The following is a 17283-nucleotide window of genomic DNA, read 5'->3' on the forward strand; positions in this document are numbered from 1 at the left end:
GTTTAATAACAATAATTTTTATTCAGAATTGCTCACTTAAGGCTCACCCAGGAATATTGCATGAAAAAGATACTTAACACGATTAATTTGCCAGCGAAGTTTATTTTGCTGGGACTGTTTGCTCTCGGGCTGTTTATATTTCCAACCTGTTTGTTTATTCAAAGCGGGAACCAGGCCATTGATGCAAAAAAGCTTGAGCTTACCGGCATACCGGTTGAAAAGAAGATGCTGTCACTGATTAACCTGGTCCAGCGCCATCGGGCAGAAAGCGCTATTGCTATTGCGAGTGACGATCCAGCCCGAGCGTCACGCGTGGCGCTGGCAGAGGAGGCCGATGCGCTCTACAGCGGTGTAGTGACTGTACTGGGCGATAACGCGGAGGCTGCGCAACCGCTGGCGCGTTTGAATAAAGCTGACGGCGAGTGGAAAAAACTGCAGGCAGAGTTGGGCAATAAGCAGCTTTCGCTGGAAGCGAGCCTCAGCCAGCACGCCAGTCTGATTCAGACATTGTTAATAGCCAATCAGGACATCCTGGATTTTTACGGCTTGTCACTGGACAGCGACTTAAATACTTATCAGCTTATTGTCAGCATTTTCAACCGGTTGCCGCTATTAACAGAAACCCTCGGGCAGATCAGAGCAAGCGGCACATCGCTGATTGCGTCTGGCATGGGCGCATCAGAGGCAACGCTCAGCCAGATGGACTTCCGGCTGCAAAACGGCAACGTAGCGCTGGAGCAGTTCAGCAACAATATGGATAAAGTTTTTACTATTGAACCGGCGCTAAAAGCGCTGTTTGCCAGCGGAGAGACCACCGCCGTGCAGCAGGCGCAGGATGCACTGGCGCTGGCCAATACTGTTTTTGTATCCAAAACCAAAACCGTCACGCCGGCAGAATATGTTCGGGTATTCACTGAGGCGATCAATCAATTTGCCACACTGGGAACACAGAGCGCCGATCGGCTTTCGGTTATGCTTAGCCAGCAGATTGATGCGCGCCGTCATGCGCAATATAGCCTGCTGGGCGTACTGTTCGCGGTGGCGTTACTGGCTGTCTGGGTTGCCGTTATGATATCCCGCTCGATTACGCGCCCGGTGGAAGAAGCCGTTAATGCTGCCCGTCGCGTGGCAGAGGGCGACCTGACGTGTCCGGTTAACATTACCGGCAGCAATGAGATGGGGCAGCTGCTGCAATCATTGCAGTATATGCAGCAGCATCTTGCCGGGCTGGTCTCAGATATCAAGGAGAGCGCGCTGACGATCGCTTCATCCTCTGAAGAGATCGCAAACGGCAATGGAAATCTCTCAGCCCGGACTGAAGAGCAGGCCGCATCGCTGGCAGAGACCGCCGCCAGCATGGAGCAGATGGCATCCATTATCAGTCAGAATGCTGAAAATACCCATCACGCCACGACCATGGCAGAAGCGGCAACGCAGGCTTCATCGCTCAGCGGAGAGGCAATGTCGTCAGTGATGGACACCATGGGGCGTATCCGGGGCAGCTCGGCCAAAATTGAAGAGATCACCAGCGTTATCGACAGTATCGCTTTCCAGACAAACATTCTGGCCCTCAATGCGGCAGTAGAGGCAGCCAGAGCAGGGGAATCGGGTAAAGGCTTTGCCGTCGTCGCAGCAGAAGTGCGCTCGCTGGCGCAGCGTTCCGCTTCTGCTGCCAAAGAGATTAAAGAGCTGATTGCGCACTCGGTCAGCCACGCCGAAGAGGGAATGGTGATGGCCAGAAATGCCGGTGACAAAGTGAAACAGAGCGTAGATGCTATTGGACAGACGGCGCAGCTTATCCGCGATATATCTGCCTCCTCTCAGGAGCAGAGCAGCGGGATTTCGCAAATTAATATCGCAGTAAACCAGATGGATCAGGTGACACAGCAAAACGCAGCGCTGGTAGAAGAGTCTGCCTCTTCAGCAGGCGATCTCGCAGAACGCGCCTCGCGTCTGCGTCAGCTGGTGGCTGTTTTCCACACGGCGTAATCTTTGCGACGATGCGGGCGCGTCCCGCATCTGCTCGCGCAGTAAAAAAGCAGAGAATCGTTGCGAACCAACACGATTTGTCAAAAAACTTGTCTGCAGCGGATTACAATCCCACCCCGTTTCGCTTATTTACTGCGCTTCTGTATGATTCTGAAAAAAGGCGATTTTGTGCACTTTTGCTGGTTTTTACTGGAAACGTAGCTTTAATATTGACAGTAATTCAGCCAGATTATTTCAGACAGGATTATACGTAGCTGCCGCCGGCTGATAAAGTAGACAGGTACACTCACGTAAACTGGAGTATTTAATGCTAACCACAATCATTTACCGTAGCCACATCTCCGCGGATGTGCCTGTGAAAATTTTGCCGGGTATGGTTGAGAAGGCGAGTCTCCTGAATGAGTCACACCAGGTTACCGGTATTCTGCTCTTTAACGGTACACATTTCTTTCAGATCCTTGAGGGACCTGAAGAGGGTGTTATGACGATCTACAATCGCATCTGTGCTGACCGTCGTCATCACAATGTGGTTGAACTTATGCGTGACTACTCCCCTTATCGCCGTTTCGGTAATTCCGGGATGGAGCTGTTTGACCTGCGCGAACATGACCAGTCAACCGTACTTCAGGCGGTACTGGATCGCGGTACTTCACGCTTCCGGCTGACCTATGACGATCGGGGCCTGCAGTTCCTGCGCACGTTTGTTGAATCGCGGGAAAAAGAAAACTATTTCGAAGTGCTGCCTGCCGATCTGTGGGATTTTATTCCCGACATGACGGGGTCGCTTCAGGAAGAGCACGGCATTCATTTCCGCCCGGTTGTGGATCCACTTGGCCGCGAGATCACCGCACTGGAGGCTATTTCTGATAGTCCGGAGAGCGCAGGTGAAGATGAAGATAAGTATATTGATAATCTGAACGCCGTACGCATGGCGCTGATGAAGGCGGGCAAAGCCTGTCCGGATGGCATGACGCTCTATCTGACTATTCTGCCTATGACGCTGGTTGCGGTGCCTAACGCGGTTGACACTATCACGGACGCCATTAAAAACGCCGGACTGGTGCCGGAACAGATTATTCTGGGCGTCAGTGAAACGGAAGTTATCCCGGGCCTGAATGATTTTACCGAAGCGGTTAAGCAGCTAAAACAGGCAGGCATCAGCCTGTCGATTGATAACTTTGGTGACGGCTCTGCCGGGCTTTCACTGCTGACTCATGTGCAGCCCGATCGCGTGCGTATTGCTTCCGGAATTATTCGCGATGTTCATCGCAGTGGTCCAAAGCAGGCTGTCGTTCAGGCTATTATCAAATGCTGTTCAGCGCTCGAAATCAACGTCATCGCTTCTGGTATTGAACAGCCGGAAGAGTGGATGTGGCTTGAGGCTGCAGGTGTTATCGACTTCCAGGGCTCGCTCTTTACCCCGCAGGGCACATCCGTGTCATGGCCGGAATATCGCGCGGCGATGTAACGCTTACTCTTTCACTATCAGTATCAGTCTGACCGACCGGCACATCACAAGCCGGTCGGTTGTTTTTTGTCATACCCTTTCCGGCTCTGCTCTTTTTTCAACCAGAAAAGATCTTTTCTGACAGCACTGCTGCGATAAATATGTGAAATTTATAAGAAACGCTCAGGCTCGCTGCGGTTCAGGGTTACACACTAAAATTCTGTGGTAAACTTTGCGCCCCCGAACCTGCAGGCGGACACATCATGAAAAAAGAATTTGAAGAAAAGATGACGGAAATTTTGATCGGTGAGGCGGTTACTGACTTACTTGATGCTAATGCAGCCATTTCATGGACCGCTTTACTTGATCGTCTGCGCGCTGGTCTTGATAAAGAGACCGATGAGCATCGCATCCGTGCCGGATTGCGTGCTATCGACGAAGTCAGACGTGAAATGCAGGTTAGGGCGTCTGAAAAAGCGATCGGGACTGAATCTGATATACGGCCTGCACGCGGAAAAATGCATTAAAATTGATTTAAATCAAAGACTCTCTAAGGTCTGACGCTAAATTGTTTCCCGGGAACAATTTCTGTTATACTGTATGCTTATCCACCTACGGACGGAGGTCATGTGAAAAATGACGCAGCCGCCGAAGATATCTACGCCGTTATTGGAACGGTTGTGGCGCGCCTTCTTAAGCCGGACCAGCATCTGACTCTGCATGAGATTACTACTGCACTGCATCACATGGGTGAGACAGCGACAGGGCAGGATGTTCGTGAGGCCTGCCGTAAAGCTGTCATTTTGCTTGCTCGTCAGATGCACTAACTAAAGCTCACGCAATATTAGCGATCAAACAACAGTCCAATCAGTGCCTGATAATGCTGCTCTTCTTCGGCGCTGGTTGCTGCTTCAAGACGACCAAGCAGTTTTGTGCATAACGCCTTACGGTTAAGGTTTTTGCCTGAGGTCAGAATTTCAACTACCAACTGTCCCAGCGTTTCCTGCTGGCTCAGAGTGGAAGCTTTGTTGAAATAATTAGCGATGTCACTAGCGGATGATGGATGCTGTACCATATTCTGACGCATAGTTAGCCTCGTTGTAATAAGTAAGTTGTACTGACAGAGGTAAAGTTATACAACTAACTTTTACTTGTACAGCTTTTTCTGCCACTAATTTATCGCCTGCGATCTTTTCATTCTTATTTTTCTTTTATATCAAATAGTTAAATGAAATTTTTTTTGAGTGAAAATTTTACTTCTTCTTTGTACAGCTTCTGCATTGAGACGTGTACAACGTGGTTGCGCTGATATTCTGCTAACTCTCTTCATCGTCACCTGAGGTAAAACGTATCGGTTTAGCCGATAACGCTGCCTGTTCATGACGTAGTGCCTGGGCCTGCCACTCTGTCTGAGTTTGGTGAATTCGCTCAGGCTGTACAAAATTTTTCAGCCAGCTTCTGGCATCGGCAATTTGTGCCAGACGCTCATCGTTCTCTTCTCTCTCTGCCATGCGACCCAGCTCTGCGATCAGGGCCTGAACGCTGATATCCCGATCGCCCAGTGCCAGATTGAGTGTCGCTTCGCCAATAATGACGTGACCTACTACCTTTTCATGAAATAACACTTCCGCTCTCCTCATCATAGTTTTGTAATGATTTTAAAGTGTAATGAGCAGCAATACTTCTACAATACGCTGTAAACGATCAGCTGAGTCCCGATGCAAAAAGTATTTGATGATTCTGAGATACAGGTTTGTAACGTACTGATAGCGTGCAGCATCATCTATTCATGCAGTGTAAACCGGCTAAAGGCAGAATAATCTTAAAAAATTTGAACGTTATTCATTGCTGTCTGTTTCAGCTCTGGCGCTTTTTCAGACGTTGCATGCCACTTTTTATAGCCCGCTGATTGCTGATGATTACAGCCTGGTCATGGGGGACAAACCTGAACCCGGTTAACAAAAGCCACGCTTTAGGACAATTGCCCGCTCTATACTCAGGCCTGGGTCTGCATTTATTCTGATAACTGCAACCCTGGCTGGCGTGCTCTGCTTTTACTCTATACGTGTGTTAAGCATGGCACGCGCTTACCTTATTAGCTTTATATCAGCAGAGTAAATTTTGCGCATGCAGGAGGGTGAGAGGTTAATGCTCCGGATTATCAGGAGTGAGGGGAAGGGTACTGATGATCACTCTGCGCAGCAGATGGCTGTCAGGCTGGCTGCCCCAGCAAAAGGTGATCCAATGTTCACAAAATGCGTGCCAGTCAGAAACCGGCACCAGCGGTTTGTCGCGACGTGTCCCGTCCCACACATAGACATAGTGATCGCAATCGCGCAGTGCCCAGGCAATCATACTCTCCCACATCACCTTTGCCGCATTGGTCTGAGCGCTATCGGTAACAATAATTGAACGCGTATGCAGGAAATAACAAAAAAAGCGACGTGCCAGGCCATGCACCGCCTGTTCATGCTGCGGCTGACGCGTGCGCCAGACCATAATCTGAATGCAGGCGCGTAACGGCGAGGTAAAATCCTCTGTTTCTTCCAGCCTTACTGCATAGACCGTTTCAGGTTTCGGTTCCTGGGTAACCAGCCGGTATTGTTTATCCTCCGGACAGACATAGAGCGCATAGCCAAAGGGAATAATAAAGCCTGGCAGCGTGAATACGCGCGTCTTACCTGTAAGAAAAGCACAGGTATCGTCCCGGTTTGGCACTTCACGGCTCAGAATCTGATTAAAGTGCGTATCAGGTAAGGTGATGGGCATGTGGTTATCCGCTGTCGTACGTTCCAAAAGACCTCCCTGAAAACCGGAGTGGATTTGATCATCAGTTTTAATGAGTAATAAGCTGGTACAGCAGGAAAAAGTGTAGCCGGAGATAAGGTTATAAGCGTCTGTTCAGATACGCTGTAGCAGGGCGGAGGTGTCGTCCATGACAGTTTCTCCGGCCGGTGAACGCTTGCGCGTAACCGATAAGGTTATCTTTATCGTCGTCTTCCAGCCGGAGCCGGATTACGTCCATAGGCGTCAGTTCTTTTCGTCGTTCAGGCTTGTCAGTGTCTGCAAATAGGGCACGTGCGGAACAACGTGCTCGGGTTTATCGAAACTTTTCAGCCAGCTTCTGGCCTCTGAGATCTCAATAAGACGGGCATCGCTGCCACCCGCATTTGCCATTGATTCGAGCTCATTAATCAGTGAACGAACGCTGATCTTTTTTTCGCTCAGTGCAAGGCTGAGTGCCGCTTCGCCGATAATGACATGACCTATCTCGTCGTGTTGAATAGACAAACAAACCTCCTTTACGATTGCATGATAACCTCACCACTTACTGTAGGCGTAACGGCAGAATTTGCCGGATATATTTTGAAATTTCCCAAATCAGCTAGCAGAATTTTTTGATCGAACGCTTTTTAGCCAATGAAAATTCTGCGGGCTTTCGCCAGCGATCGTTCTGAAATTCTGCAAAAAAAAAGCCCGCGCAGGGCGGGCTAACAAAATGTTGAAGAGGATTTCTCTCGCTGAAAACGCATCCTGTGTGTTGTTTGCCAGAATAGGCTGGCTCATACACTATAGATGACAAACCATTTTAAATTGGGTTTTAGCTGTAAACCGACGAAAATCTGCGTTGCTCATCGGACCAGCATAAAATAGGGCAATAAGCTAATCAGGCAGGCTATAAGCAGTTTACAGAAATGGATAACCGGGCCAGAGGTAAGTAGATAACAACAACCCGTGAAATTGACAAAAAAATGCCTCCGCGAGGAGGCAAGGTAGGAGTTACTCAGCTCAGTGCTTAGTTGGATTTCTCACTGAACACACTAAGAATAGAGAAATTTGTCAGTTTTTCCGACTCGCTTAGTAAAAAATTATACATACAAAACTTATAGTTAGCATGATTACTGATTAACTATATGAATAATATGGCTTTAGTTTGTGATGAAATCGTTTTCTAAGAATTTACTTATATTTTCATTAACCTGCTCATATCACCCTTTCTAATCTTATTCTTCAGGTAGCGACTTTTCTGTGGATGGATTTTTAACCAGACTCAGTACCGCACACCTTTTGCTTTCATATCTGAAGTGCGCCACCGACTGCAAACCAATATAAATATGCGCCTTAAAAGAGGCGTGATTGTCACTTTTGACAAAAAGCACAGGGTGACGCGTGCTCCATTGAGAGTCATCCTAAAACTTACGTTTCGCTTGATGACTGGCGAGAGCTTGCCAGGCTTAGGAGTGTCATTTCCATCAGATAAGGAGAAATCATGTCACGGTTTGCAGATAAAGTTGTCGTTATTACTGGTGCAGGCTCAGGTATTGGCGCTGCGTCAGCACAACGTTTTGCTGCTGAAGGGGCATCAGTAGTACTGGTGGGAAGAACTGAAGAGAAGCTGCAGAAAGTCAAAGAGGCTTTACCTGCCGGAAAACATCTTGTTGTTCCCTGTGATGTTTCAGATGCCGGGCAGGTCAGGCAGCTTAGTGAAAAGGTGAACCAGCATTACGGGCGCGCGGATGTACTGGTCAACAATGCGGGCAGTATCGTTCAGGGCAAGATCCATGAAGTCTCTCCTGATGACTGGAAAAAGCTGATGGGCACCGATCTGGATGGCGTCTATTACTGCACGCACTACTTTATGCCAGCCCTGCTGAAAACCAAAGGTAACGTTGTCAACATCTCTTCCGTATCCGGACTTGGTGGCGACTGGGGAATGAGCGTATATAACGCGGCCAAAGGCGCTGTGACCAACTTCACGCGCGCACTGGCGATGGACTATGGCTCAGACGGCGTCAGAGTCAATGCTATCTGTCCGGGATTTACGTTTACTGATTTAACGGAAAACGCAAAACAGGATGAGGAGCTGCTGGCACGCTTTTACGACCGCATTCCGCTACGCCGTGCGGGAGAGGCTGATGACATTGCGGGCGCAATTGTCTTTATTGCCAGCGATGATGCGCGCTATATCACGGGCGCTAACCTGCCGGTTGATGGCGGTTTAACGGCATCGAACGGTCAGCCAAAACAGGCCTGATAGCAGCAAAAAAGCCCGCGCAACTGCGCGGGCTTATCTTTGACGTCACACAAACTATGAGCGTGGGATCTCAGACACTTCTTTGACATCAGCTTTATTAATCTGCTGTTTAACGCCGTTGGCATCAACATAACCCAGCAGTCCTGATTCCGCTTCTTTTGGCTTACCATCGCTGACAATAGTACGACCATCATTAGTATGAATCGCATAGGTGGTGCGGGTGCAGCCGGTAAGGGCGGACAGGGCAATAATCGCTGCTACTGGAAGTAAAATAACTTTCTTCATTGTACTCTCCTTGATAGATGGATCAGTTATTCAGTTCACTCATGTTCGTGATTTGATCACGATTGATCTGCTCAGTTTTGCCGGTTTGCGCGTTTTCATACGATACCAGCCCGGTATCGCTATCTACCTGTGGTTTACCACTGGTAATAATGGTGCGGCCATCAGTCGTTTTAATCGCCTGGTTAGACGAGCAGCCGGTTACGGCTAAAAGAGATGTCAGGACTGAGGCAGCAACAACCATTTTTTTCATCATATTTCCCTATTTTCTGGACACGTTATAAGAGGAGCATAGTCCATAATTTCCGGGGGTGGTCTGACCTTGATGATTTTTTTGTGCAATTGATGCGGTGAACAGCAGGGGAGTACGGCCGTAGCGGAGCATATATTTTGCTATCCTTCCGGTGATGCCTGAGAAACAGATAAAGGCAGGCGAACCATCAGAAAAGAGACAGTCTTGTTAAGAAAATTTTGGCTAAAGAGAGGGCACGCCACGGAGGCGCACTTTATAGCCCGCAGGAAAACGAGTATGCAGCGAGCTGACGCAGATAAAGTAAATAAATATTATCAGGCCGCTTCTGCACGCCCTAAAAGCAGATTGAAAAGATTCTCATAATGCATCTTCTCACTGGCATCTGTACATTTATCCAGCCGGGAAAGTAAAGCGATACAGAGCGCTTTGCGATTAAGAATTTTATCAGAAAATAAAATATCTTTAACCATTTCACCCAGCAATTGAAATTCTGTGGACTGACGTATTCTGGTCTGCTCTTCAGCGCTGACTTTATCCATTACGGGAAGATAATGATTCTGGCACATAGTTCTCTCTTATTAATTTAACCGGCGGATGGATCGGCACTGAAGCACTATTAATTCATTTTCCTGGCCAGCAACCGAATAACTTTTTCGCACGCCTGCTGCATTTCAGGGCTGTCCGCTCGTAAGCCTGTTCGGTATAACGCGCCGATGATCTCCTGCAAAGAAAGCGTTTCACCCGGTTTTAAAATCTGTGTAATTACGTCACCCAGTAAAGCGTACATCGCTTCCGCATCTTCTGAATCGTCTTGCTGCACATAACCCCCGTCCATTTTTAAAATTGCTTAATGTTTGTAATATGTCAGGGACGCCTGTTACTGAAAATCGCGACGACAGCACAGTAGCTTAATTAGGAAATGCGTATTTCCTAATAGCGCAGCAGCGTTAATCCAGCAGGCGCAGCGTCATCTTAATAGTTTCTTCGCCATTAGTCACATCCTGAATTTTGCCCACTACGCGCATACCAAACGCAATACAGAGCAGTAAACCGGCAGTCGTATCGGCATCCAGATGACTTGCTATAGAACCATCAGCCTGGCCCTGCTGAATCAGCGACATCAGGAAAGCGCGGTTGCGCAGCACTGCCTGGCGTACCAGATGAGATAACTCTTCATCAAGCGTCTGCAGCTCCACGGTGCTGCCCACCACCAGACAGCCGCGCCGTCCCTCTATCTCGCTGGCGGAATCGAGATAGAACTGGAGTAGCTCAGCGACGCGTTCACGACCCGTAGAGAATGCGTTCAGACGTTCGCGCAGATCGGTATTGCGAATGGCAATGTAGCGCTCGAACACGCGCAGAAAAAGCGAGCGCTTGTCCTGAAAAGCTTTGTAGATACTCCCCGCAGTAAGCTGCATAGCATCACCAAGATCGGCAATAGAGGCAGCGTGAAACCCTTTCTGGCGGAAAATGATCATCGCATTATCAAGCGCAACATCAATATCAAAATTGCGCGGCCTGCCGCGTTCGCGGGGAGCTGTGGCAGAGGATTTTACTGGTGGCATTTTCAGCCCTTATAAAGCGATTATTTCCAAATTATCCCGGTTGCGTCCGGGCCGGTCAACGCCGGAGATTTGCGCTAGAGTTAAGTGGTTAAATTACATCGTATTGCGATAAATATTTCAGCCTTTGTGACAGGGGGATCAGCATGAAAGATGTCTTTATTGTGGGTGGTGCAGGAAAGATTGGTCGTGAGCTGGGTCAGCAGCTGACCCGTGCCGGCGTGACGGCACGGGCGTTGTGTCGTACCGCTGGGCAGGAAGCCAGCCTGCAGCAGCAGGGTATCCAGGCTGTCAGAGGCGACCTGGTTGCCCTCGATGAACAGCAACTCACCGAACTGATGCAGGGATGTGGAGTCGTGGTCTTCACCGCTGGTGCCGGCGGAAAAGGCGGAGAGGCGATGACAAATGCCGTTGATGGCGACGGGCTGGCTAAGTCAGTTGCAGCCGCACAGCGGGCCGGTATTAAACGCTTTATTCTGGTCTCCGCCTTTCCGGAAGCGGGGCGTGGCAGGCAGCTTTCTGACACTTTTGAAAACTATATGCGCGTAAAAAAACAGGCCGACGTGGTTCTCGCCGCCAGCGCGCTTGAATGGGTTATTCTGCGTCCCGGCACGTTAACAGATGAGCCGGCAACCGGCAAAATCAGCGCCGGACCGGCAATTGCCTATGGCACGATTGCCCGTGCCGATGTTGCAGCCACCCTGGCAGCGCTGGTCCATCAGCCTGCCGTATCCCGCGTCATTATTGAGCTGACGGCGGGAGAGACACCCGTTGCAGAGGCGATAGACGCGCTGGTTTCACGCTAACCGGTTCAGCCGCGAGGAGACGTTATGGCACATTTACCGGATGCGCATCTGCAGGCAATCTGGCAAAAGCTGACTCATGCGGTCAGCGCGCGCTCACCCTTTACCCTGATGCAGCTGGCCAGCGTGGCAGAGAATGCGCAGCCTAAGATCAGAACCATAGTGCTGCGCGATTTCAGCCTCGCGCCAGCTTCCTTACTGTTTACCACTGACGTGCGCAGCGCCAAAGTGCAGGAGATGAGAGATAATCCGCAAGTTTCGCTGCTGGGCTGGGATGTGGAGAACAGCTTTCAGCTGCGTCTTGAGGGTAAGGCAGGCTGCGTGGATGAAGGCGAACTGCGCCGTACCGTCTGGCAGAAGCTGCGGCCCGCTGCGCAGCAGTTATTTTACTCGCCTGATTCACCCGGTGAGATCCTTGATGATCCGGATGCGCTGCGTAGCGGACACGCCTCCGCTTCGTTAGCTGACCCCCCGGAAAATTTTGCGCTGATACGCATCATGATAGAGCGTGTTGAGTCGCTTGATGTTAGTAGCGAACCTCATCAGCGCCGTGAGTTCTTACTGCGGGCGAACGGATGGACAGGACGGTGGCTGGTGCCTTAGCTCGCCTGACTCAAATATTTTCAGCTAAGTGAAAATGTGGATGTTGAGATTTATTCATCCTGATTAAACGGGGTGCAGATTAATCACGCCTTAAAAAACATAAGGTTATGCGCCTTTCGGTTCACGCCTGCCTTCATTTCAATTTAGTTATGGGCTTAATGAAGTCGCTGCCCATCTGAACATGAAAAAGCTTCAGGTTCGGTGAAATTTAATCACTTTTTTTCAGCAGGGGAGTAAGGCATAAAAGAGTCAGCCCATTGAGGAAATGGTTATATCAAATCAGCATTCAGCGTCGGTTGTACAGGCAGACAGAGAAGCAGGTTTACATCAGAAATTGAGGTGAGAAATTACGATGAACAAAGAATTTACCTTTTCAATTAAAAGCCTTCGTTTTGACGAAAACTATAATCCTTCTGCAAACACGCGTATCACGACTAACTTCGCTAATCTGGCAAGGGGTGAAATGCGTGAGGAAAACCTGCGCAACGCACTGAAGATGATTGATAACCGCTTTAACTCGCTGGCGCACTGGGACAACCCGAAAGCTGACCGCTATGCCGTTGAGCTGGATATCATCTCTGTTGAGCTGAATATCGATCCGGCGGGAAATGAAAAGCCGTTTCCGGTCATCGAAGTCCTGAAGACAACCGTAGTTGATAAAACAAGCGGGCAGCGCTTTGAAGGCGTCGTCGGGAACAATTTCTCTTCCTGGGTGCGCGATTACGATTTCAGCGTTGTGTTATCTGAGCACAACAAAAACCAGGCCGGTTTCAGTACGCCAAAAAACTTCGGTGATCTGCACGGCAATATCTTCAAAGGCTTCGTCAGCTCAGATATCTATAAAGCCAGCTTCAGCAAGCGTCCGATTATCTGCCTGAGCGTCTCCAGTAAAAATACCTATTACCGTACTGGTAATCATCATCCGGTTCTGGGGATTGAATATCGGCAGGACGCGGATTCGCTGACCGATCACTACTTTGCCAAAATGGGCCTGCAGGCGCGCTATTTCATGCCGCAGGGCAGCGTTGCGCCGCTGGCTTTCTATTTTGCCGGCGATCTGCTGCGTGATTACAGCGATCTGGAGCTTATCAGCACCATCAGCACGATGGAGACGTTTCAGAAAATCTATCGTCCGGAGATCTACAACGCGAACTCAGCGGCCGGACAGGAGTATCAGCCGAGCCTGTCACACAAGGATTATTCACTGACACGCATCGTTTATGACCGTGAAGAGCGTACGCATCTGGCGGTTGAGCAGGGTAAATTCACCGAACAGCATTTTATCAAACCTTACCAGACTCGTCTGGAGCAATGGTCTGCTGAGTTTGCGCACTGATTAATGGAAAAAAGGTTATCTATAGTGAAAAAGTTATTACCGACATCGACGTCTGGCAGTTTACCGAAACCTTCATGGCTGGCGCAGCCGGAAACATTATGGTCCCCGTGGAAACCGGCGGGTGACGATCTGGCAGATGCCAAGCGCGATGCGCTACGTCTCTGCCTCGACGACCAGCTGCGGGCCGGTATTGATATCGTCAGCGATGGTGAGCAGACGCGTCAGCATTTTGTGACGACGTTTATTGAGCATCTCAACGGCGTGGATTTTGAAAAGCGCGAAACGGTGCGGATCCGCAACCGCTACGATGCGAGCGTACCGTCGGTGGTAGGTGAAGTTTCACGCACTAAACCTGTATTTGTTGATGATGCAAAATTCCTGCGTCAGCTGACCACTCAGCCGATCAAATGGGCGCTGCCTGGCCCGATGACCATGATCGACACGCTGTATGACGGTCACTATAAAAGTCGCGAAAAACTCGCCTGGGAGTTTGCCAAAATCCTCAATCAGGAAGCCAAAGAGCTGGAAGCCGCAGGCGTGGATATCATCCAGTTTGATGAGCCTGCCTTCAACGTCTTCTTTGATGAGGTTAATGACTGGGGTATTGCGGCGCTGGAGCGTGCCATTGAGGGATTACAGTGCGAAACCGCTGTACATATCTGCTATGGCTACGGCATTAAAGCCAATACTGACTGGAAGAAAACGCTGGGTTCTGAGTGGCGCCAGTATGAAGAAATTTTCCCGCGCCTGCAGCGCTCAAATATCGATATCGTCTCACTGGAGTGCCAGAACTCCCGCGTGCCGATGGAGCTGATTGAACTGATCCGCGGGAAAAAAGTGATGGTCGGTGCCATCGATGTGGCAACCAATACTGTCGAAACGCCGGAGCAGGTAGCGGAAACGCTGCGTAAAGCGCTGCAGTTTGTCGATGCGGATAAGCTCTATCCCTGCACCAACTGCGGTATGACGCCGCTGTCGCGTCAGGTTGCTCGCGGCAAGCTGGATGCGCTGAGCGCCGGTGCTGATATCGTGCGCCGCGAACTGCTGGGCCAGTAATATGCCTGAGGGTGTATCAGGGCTGACGTCTGACGTCGGCCCTTTTTTTATCATTCTTAACCGCGCCGTACGCTTTTGCGGCTATCCCGGCCAGGCGGCTCGCCAAACAATCGGGTATATTCGCGCGTAAACTGCGTCAGGCTCTGGTAGCCCACCTCCAGGGCAACAGCAGCAATATTTCCCTGCCGGATAAGTAACTGCTTACGTGCGGCACACAACCGCAGACGCTTTTGATATTGCAGCGGTGAAAGCCCGATGCTGGTTTTAAAGCGGCGGTGAAATGCGGAAACGCTCATGCCAGCCAGGGAAGCGAGCAGCGTGGCGCTGAAAGGGTCGCTGTAACAGGCCTGAAGATGGGTAATCGCCTTACGCACATTGGCAAAGTGCCCGCTGTGGTCCGCTATCTGTCGCAATACTCCTCCCTGCGTGCCGCTTAGCAGGCGATAAAGTACCTCCCGCTCCAGCAGCGGCACCATGATCGCTCTGTCGTCCGGTTTTGCTCCGGCACGCAGCAGACGCAGCCAGGCGTCAGTCAGCGCCTCTTCTGCCTCACCCACCGCAAAACCGAGCTGCGCAGCTGGCATAGCCGTCGCCGGCAGCTGGCACATCAGCTCGCTTACGGCTGCAATATCAATAGTCAGCCGGATAGCCAGATAGGGAGCGGTTTCGCTGGCAACGGCGACTTTGCCGGCTGCGGGCCTGTACCTGCGCGCTGTAACACTTCGAACGCCAGCGCACTCAGCGTCTTACTCATCATGGTATCGCGTTTACTCCTGCAGCGGTCATCCTGCATAAAAGCAGAATCGGGCAGGTATGCTGGCGCGAGCACGCTGCGGACATATTACTCTCAGGATCGAACAGTCTGCGCAGCCTGCAGCATGGTGATGTTATGACAGAGAGAGGATAAGAATGGAACTGAATAACCGGGTAGTCATCATAACAGGAGCGTCGTCCGGCATCGGCGAGGCGACCGCGCGTGCAGCACTACAGGCGGGCGCGCGTCGCTATGCTGGCACGCAGGCGCGAACGCCTTGAAGCGCTGGCTGTTCCGGCCACACGGGCGCTGGCAATCGCCTGTGACCTTACCCAATCAGAAGCGTGCGCGCGGGCCGTTCAGCAGGTTATCGCCAGCTGGGGCCGGGTCGATGTCGTGATAAATAATGCCGGGCAGGGGCTGTACGCGCCGGTGGAAGCGATCGACGTCAGCGACTTCAGAGAGGTGCTGGCGCTCAATCTTATTGCCCCGCTACAGATGATGCAGGCGGTGGTGCCCGTTATGCGTCAGCAGGTAGGCGGAAGTATAGTCAACGTCAGCTCGGGTGCCACACTCGGAACATACAGCGGCTCTGCTGCCTATACCAGTGCCAAAGCGGCGCTGAATATGCTTTCGGCGGTTGCGCGTCTGGAGCTGGCTTCAGCAGGTATCAGCGTGTCACTGCTTTATCCTTTCGTAACGGCAACGGTGTTTTATCATTCGGTAAAAGCGGGACAGGCCGAGGCCTGCGCTCAGGCGGCAGAAAGTGCTGCGCTTTTGCACGCGCCTGCGCTGGTGGCAGAGGCTCTTCTGGATTTGGTACGCAGCGGTGCAGCAGAAGCCGATCTGGTTCCTGTCGCCTTTGGCGGCAGCTGGCAGCCTGAGAACGAGTGCAGATGAAAATAAGTGTGCGGCGGCGCAGCAATATGCCATTCGCGCGTTGCTTCCGGCGCAATGCATCCCTTACGTTAGCGGCAGGCCCGTTAAACACAGGATTCCGGCAATGGCGGATGGAAGCAATACGATTACCGATTTAAGCGCGCTTGCAGCGTGCTACGGCGCGGTGGCGAAACCGTCGCTGACCAAAGTCACCGATCATATTCACCCGGCGTATCGTCCCTTTATCGCCGCCTCACCCTTTGTCGCGCTGGCCACCAGCGGACCGGATGGGCTGGACGTTTCACCCAGAGGCGATCCGGCAGGTTTTGTGCATATTGAGGATGAGCGCACGCTCTTGCTGCCGGACAGACGCGGCAATAACCGTATCGATAGCCTGCGCAACATTTTGCATGATAATCGGGTAGCGCTGCTGTTTCTGATCCCGGGTATCGGGGAGACATTGCGCGTAAACGGAACCGCCACCATAAGCGTCGATCCCGCCTTACTTACCCGCTTCGCGATGAATAATCAGCTGCCAAAAACGGTGTTAACCATCACCGTTGAGAGCGTCTTTTTCCAGTGCAGCCGGGCCATCATTCGCTCCCGGCTCTGGGATCCGGCGACGCAAATTACGCGGGAGGCGCTGCCAAGCACCGGTTCCATACTGAACAGCATTTCGCAGGATATTGACGCCGGCGCCTACGATGCGGCACTCCCTGGTCGCCTGAAAGAGACACTCTATTAATCCGGCCTGATGCCGCACAGCAACCTGCACTCTACAGCCTGCCAGCAGGCTGTTTTCAGTTCCGCAGACTACCGGGTTCTCAGACGGTAAATATCAGCAAAGTAAAGATGGCCTTTACGGGCATACTGCGCCTGCAGGGTAGCTTTTTCGCTTTCGGTGAGTACATCTCCATTGAGCAGGTCATGAATAAAGGCTTCGCGAACGTAAACTTCCATGTACCAGTCGCCGGTATAGCAGTTCTTCCATGCGCCTTTATCGATATCTTTTACCCGGTAAGACGGGTTCACGTGAAAAAAGAAAAAGAAGTTACAGACGGCAAAAATGGCACAGCAGACGACATACTCAATTGTGCCGAAGGAGTCGGAGTAGAGTAAAAGTGCCATGGTCAGCACAAACAGGAAACACATCAGGCCATACAGGCCCGGGTACTGACGGATAAACGATACGTCGAAATAGGGTCGATCGTTGCGTTTTTCCGCGCGGTTGATGCTGTCCAGCTCCTGCTGCAGAAGCGCATTAAGTTGATTGCTCATGTTTTA

The 17283-nt window shown here is 51.0% G+C and carries 22 protein-coding genes; 11 read left to right on the forward strand and 11 right to left on the reverse strand.

The genetic code is table 11. The annotated features are described in order from the left end of the window. Positions 1–60 precede the first annotated feature (60 nt). The 4 genes from HA43_RS01795 to HA43_RS01810 all read left to right on the forward strand — a co-directional run bounded on the left by HA43_RS01795 (position 61) and on the right by HA43_RS01810 (position 4263). The gene (locus HA43_RS01795) at positions 61–1989 is read left to right on the forward strand and encodes a methyl-accepting chemotaxis protein (protein ID WP_040113798.1); all 1929 of its coding nucleotides are present in this window, start codon (positions 61–63) and stop codon (positions 1987–1989) included. A gap of 307 nt (positions 1990–2296) precedes the next feature. Further along, positions 2297–3457 (forward strand): diguanylate phosphodiesterase, encoded by a 1161-nt coding sequence (locus tag HA43_RS01800; protein WP_094110803.1) that lies wholly within the window; start codon positions 2297–2299, stop codon positions 3455–3457. Between the two features lie 242 nt (positions 3458–3699). Then, on the forward strand, positions 3700–3963 hold the full coding sequence (locus HA43_RS01805) for a hypothetical protein (protein ID WP_040113802.1): 264 nt from the start codon (positions 3700–3702) through the stop codon (positions 3961–3963). A 102-nt stretch (positions 3964–4065) separates the two neighbouring features. After that, positions 4066–4263, forward strand: coding sequence for a hypothetical protein (locus tag HA43_RS01810; protein WP_040113804.1), 198 nt, complete (start codon positions 4066–4068; stop codon positions 4261–4263). A 17-nt stretch (positions 4264–4280) separates the two neighbouring features. Here HA43_RS01810 and ycgZ read toward each other — a convergent pair whose 3' ends face one another. The 4 genes from ycgZ to HA43_RS01830 form a co-directional block, all read right to left on the reverse strand. After that, complete coding sequence (ycgZ, locus tag HA43_RS01815; RefSeq protein WP_040113806.1) at positions 4281–4523, reverse strand: regulatory protein YcgZ; 243 nt, start codon at positions 4521–4523, stop codon at positions 4281–4283. A 229-nt stretch (positions 4524–4752) separates the two neighbouring features. Then, positions 4753–5061, reverse strand: a complete 309-nt coding sequence (locus tag HA43_RS01820; protein WP_040113808.1) for a hypothetical protein — start codon at positions 5059–5061, stop codon at positions 4753–4755. 520 nt (positions 5062–5581) lie between these two features. After that, positions 5582–6232 (reverse strand): hypothetical protein, encoded by a 651-nt coding sequence (locus HA43_RS01825; RefSeq protein WP_128083762.1) that lies wholly within the window; start codon positions 6230–6232, stop codon positions 5582–5584. 234 nt (positions 6233–6466) lie between these two features. Beyond that, entirely contained in the window at positions 6467–6727 is a 261-nt protein-coding gene (locus tag HA43_RS01830) for a hypothetical protein (RefSeq protein WP_071668134.1), read from the reverse strand. 979 nt (positions 6728–7706) lie between these two features. Here HA43_RS01830 and budC point away from each other — a divergent pair. After that, entirely contained in the window at positions 7707–8471 is a 765-nt protein-coding gene (gene budC / locus HA43_RS01835; RefSeq protein WP_071668135.1) for a meso-2,3-butanediol dehydrogenase, read from the forward strand. Positions 8472–8525: 54 nt separating this feature from the next. Here budC and HA43_RS01840 read toward each other — a convergent pair whose 3' ends face one another. The 5 genes from HA43_RS01840 to HA43_RS01860 all read right to left on the reverse strand — a co-directional run bounded on the left by HA43_RS01840 (position 8526) and on the right by HA43_RS01860 (position 10571). Further along, positions 8526–8756, reverse strand: a complete 231-nt coding sequence (locus tag HA43_RS01840) for a YgdI/YgdR family lipoprotein (RefSeq protein ID WP_040113814.1) — start codon at positions 8754–8756, stop codon at positions 8526–8528. A gap of 22 nt (positions 8757–8778) precedes the next feature. After that, positions 8779–9006 carry a YgdI/YgdR family lipoprotein gene (locus tag HA43_RS01845; RefSeq protein ID WP_211279569.1) on the reverse strand — a complete coding sequence of 76 codons (228 nt, stop codon included), beginning with the start codon at positions 9004–9006 and terminating at the stop codon, positions 8779–8781. A gap of 314 nt (positions 9007–9320) precedes the next feature. Beyond that, the gene (locus HA43_RS01850; protein WP_128083763.1) at positions 9321–9572 is read right to left on the reverse strand and encodes a two-component-system connector protein YcgZ; all 252 of its coding nucleotides are present in this window, start codon (positions 9570–9572) and stop codon (positions 9321–9323) included. Positions 9573–9622: 50 nt separating this feature from the next. Continuing rightward, positions 9623–9826, reverse strand: coding sequence for a hypothetical protein (locus HA43_RS01855; RefSeq protein WP_040113920.1), 204 nt, complete (start codon positions 9824–9826; stop codon positions 9623–9625). Between the two features lie 127 nt (positions 9827–9953). Beyond that, positions 9954–10571, reverse strand: a complete 618-nt coding sequence (locus HA43_RS01860) for a TetR/AcrR family transcriptional regulator (RefSeq protein WP_094110807.1) — start codon at positions 10569–10571, stop codon at positions 9954–9956. A gap of 143 nt (positions 10572–10714) precedes the next feature. On the opposite strand from HA43_RS01860, the gene HA43_RS01865 reads away from it, so the two are divergent. The 4 genes from HA43_RS01865 (at position 10715) to HA43_RS01880 (ending at position 14366) form a co-directional block, all read left to right on the forward strand. Next, the gene (locus HA43_RS01865) at positions 10715–11374 is read left to right on the forward strand and encodes an SDR family oxidoreductase (RefSeq protein WP_094110808.1); all 660 of its coding nucleotides are present in this window, start codon (positions 10715–10717) and stop codon (positions 11372–11374) included. Positions 11375–11398: 24 nt separating this feature from the next. Further along, entirely contained in the window at positions 11399–11974 is a 576-nt protein-coding gene (locus HA43_RS01870) for a pyridoxamine 5'-phosphate oxidase family protein (RefSeq protein ID WP_094110809.1), read from the forward strand. A 352-nt stretch (positions 11975–12326) separates the two neighbouring features. Next, the gene (locus HA43_RS01875) at positions 12327–13310 is read left to right on the forward strand and encodes a DUF1852 domain-containing protein (RefSeq protein ID WP_040113825.1); all 984 of its coding nucleotides are present in this window, start codon (positions 12327–12329) and stop codon (positions 13308–13310) included. Positions 13311–13334: 24 nt separating this feature from the next. Then, complete coding sequence (locus HA43_RS01880; protein ID WP_071668139.1) at positions 13335–14366, forward strand: methionine synthase; 1032 nt, start codon at positions 13335–13337, stop codon at positions 14364–14366. A 56-nt stretch (positions 14367–14422) separates the two neighbouring features. Here the strand turns inward: HA43_RS01880 and HA43_RS01885 are convergent, their stop codons facing one another. Beyond that, a complete protein-coding gene (locus tag HA43_RS01885; protein ID WP_342039320.1) occupies positions 14423–15019 on the reverse strand; it encodes an AraC family transcriptional regulator in 597 nt (198 codons plus the stop codon). Positions 15020–15342: 323 nt separating this feature from the next. Between HA43_RS01885 and HA43_RS01890 the strand changes: the two genes are divergently transcribed. Together HA43_RS01890 and HA43_RS01895 are read left to right on the forward strand one after the other, a co-directional pair. Next, entirely contained in the window at positions 15343–16020 is a 678-nt protein-coding gene (locus tag HA43_RS01890; protein ID WP_244555198.1) for an SDR family oxidoreductase, read from the forward strand. 103 nt (positions 16021–16123) lie between these two features. Then, positions 16124–16744 (forward strand): pyridoxamine 5'-phosphate oxidase family protein, encoded by a 621-nt coding sequence (locus tag HA43_RS01895; RefSeq protein WP_071668140.1) that lies wholly within the window; start codon positions 16124–16126, stop codon positions 16742–16744. Positions 16745–16812: 68 nt separating this feature from the next. Here the strand turns inward: HA43_RS01895 and HA43_RS01900 are convergent, their stop codons facing one another. Further along, a complete protein-coding gene (locus HA43_RS01900) occupies positions 16813–17277 on the reverse strand; it encodes a YlaC family protein (RefSeq protein ID WP_040113832.1) in 465 nt (154 codons plus the stop codon). Between the last annotated feature and the right edge of the window lie 6 nt (positions 17278–17283).

Source organism: Pantoea eucrina (assembly GCF_002095385.1).
Classification (GTDB): domain Bacteria; phylum Pseudomonadota; class Gammaproteobacteria; order Enterobacterales; family Enterobacteriaceae; genus Pantoea; species Pantoea eucrina.

What these genes read in the sequence shown, in the direction of transcription:
- HA43_RS01795 (WP_040113798.1), top strand. Translation starts at nt 61, where the DNA reads ATGAAAAAGATACTTAACACGATTAATTTGCCAGCGAAGTTTATTTTG.
- HA43_RS01800 (WP_094110803.1), top strand. Translation starts at nt 2,297, where the DNA reads ATGCTAACCACAATCATTTACCGTAGCCACATCTCCGCGGATGTGCCT.
- HA43_RS01805 (WP_040113802.1), top strand. Translation starts at nt 3,700, where the DNA reads ATGAAAAAAGAATTTGAAGAAAAGATGACGGAAATTTTGATCGGTGAG.
- ycgZ (WP_040113806.1), bottom strand. Translation starts at nt 4,523, where the DNA reads ATGCGTCAGAATATGGTACAGCATCCATCATCCGCTAGTGACATCGCT.
- budC (WP_071668135.1), top strand. Translation starts at nt 7,707, where the DNA reads ATGTCACGGTTTGCAGATAAAGTTGTCGTTATTACTGGTGCAGGCTCA.
- HA43_RS01840 (WP_040113814.1), bottom strand. Translation starts at nt 8,756, where the DNA reads ATGAAGAAAGTTATTTTACTTCCAGTAGCAGCGATTATTGCCCTGTCC.
- HA43_RS01845 (WP_211279569.1), bottom strand. Translation starts at nt 9,006, where the DNA reads ATGAAAAAAATGGTTGTTGCTGCCTCAGTCCTGACATCTCTTTTAGCC.
- HA43_RS01850 (WP_128083763.1), bottom strand. Translation starts at nt 9,572, where the DNA reads ATGTGCCAGAATCATTATCTTCCCGTAATGGATAAAGTCAGCGCTGAA.
- HA43_RS01860 (WP_094110807.1), bottom strand. Translation starts at nt 10,571, where the DNA reads ATGCCACCAGTAAAATCCTCTGCCACAGCTCCCCGCGAACGCGGCAGG.
- HA43_RS01865 (WP_094110808.1), top strand. Translation starts at nt 10,715, where the DNA reads ATGAAAGATGTCTTTATTGTGGGTGGTGCAGGAAAGATTGGTCGTGAG.
- HA43_RS01870 (WP_094110809.1), top strand. Translation starts at nt 11,399, where the DNA reads ATGGCACATTTACCGGATGCGCATCTGCAGGCAATCTGGCAAAAGCTG.
- HA43_RS01875 (WP_040113825.1), top strand. Translation starts at nt 12,327, where the DNA reads ATGAACAAAGAATTTACCTTTTCAATTAAAAGCCTTCGTTTTGACGAA.
- HA43_RS01895 (WP_071668140.1), top strand. Translation starts at nt 16,124, where the DNA reads ATGGCGGATGGAAGCAATACGATTACCGATTTAAGCGCGCTTGCAGCG.
- HA43_RS01900 (WP_040113832.1), bottom strand. Translation starts at nt 17,277, where the DNA reads ATGAGCAATCAACTTAATGCGCTTCTGCAGCAGGAGCTGGACAGCATC.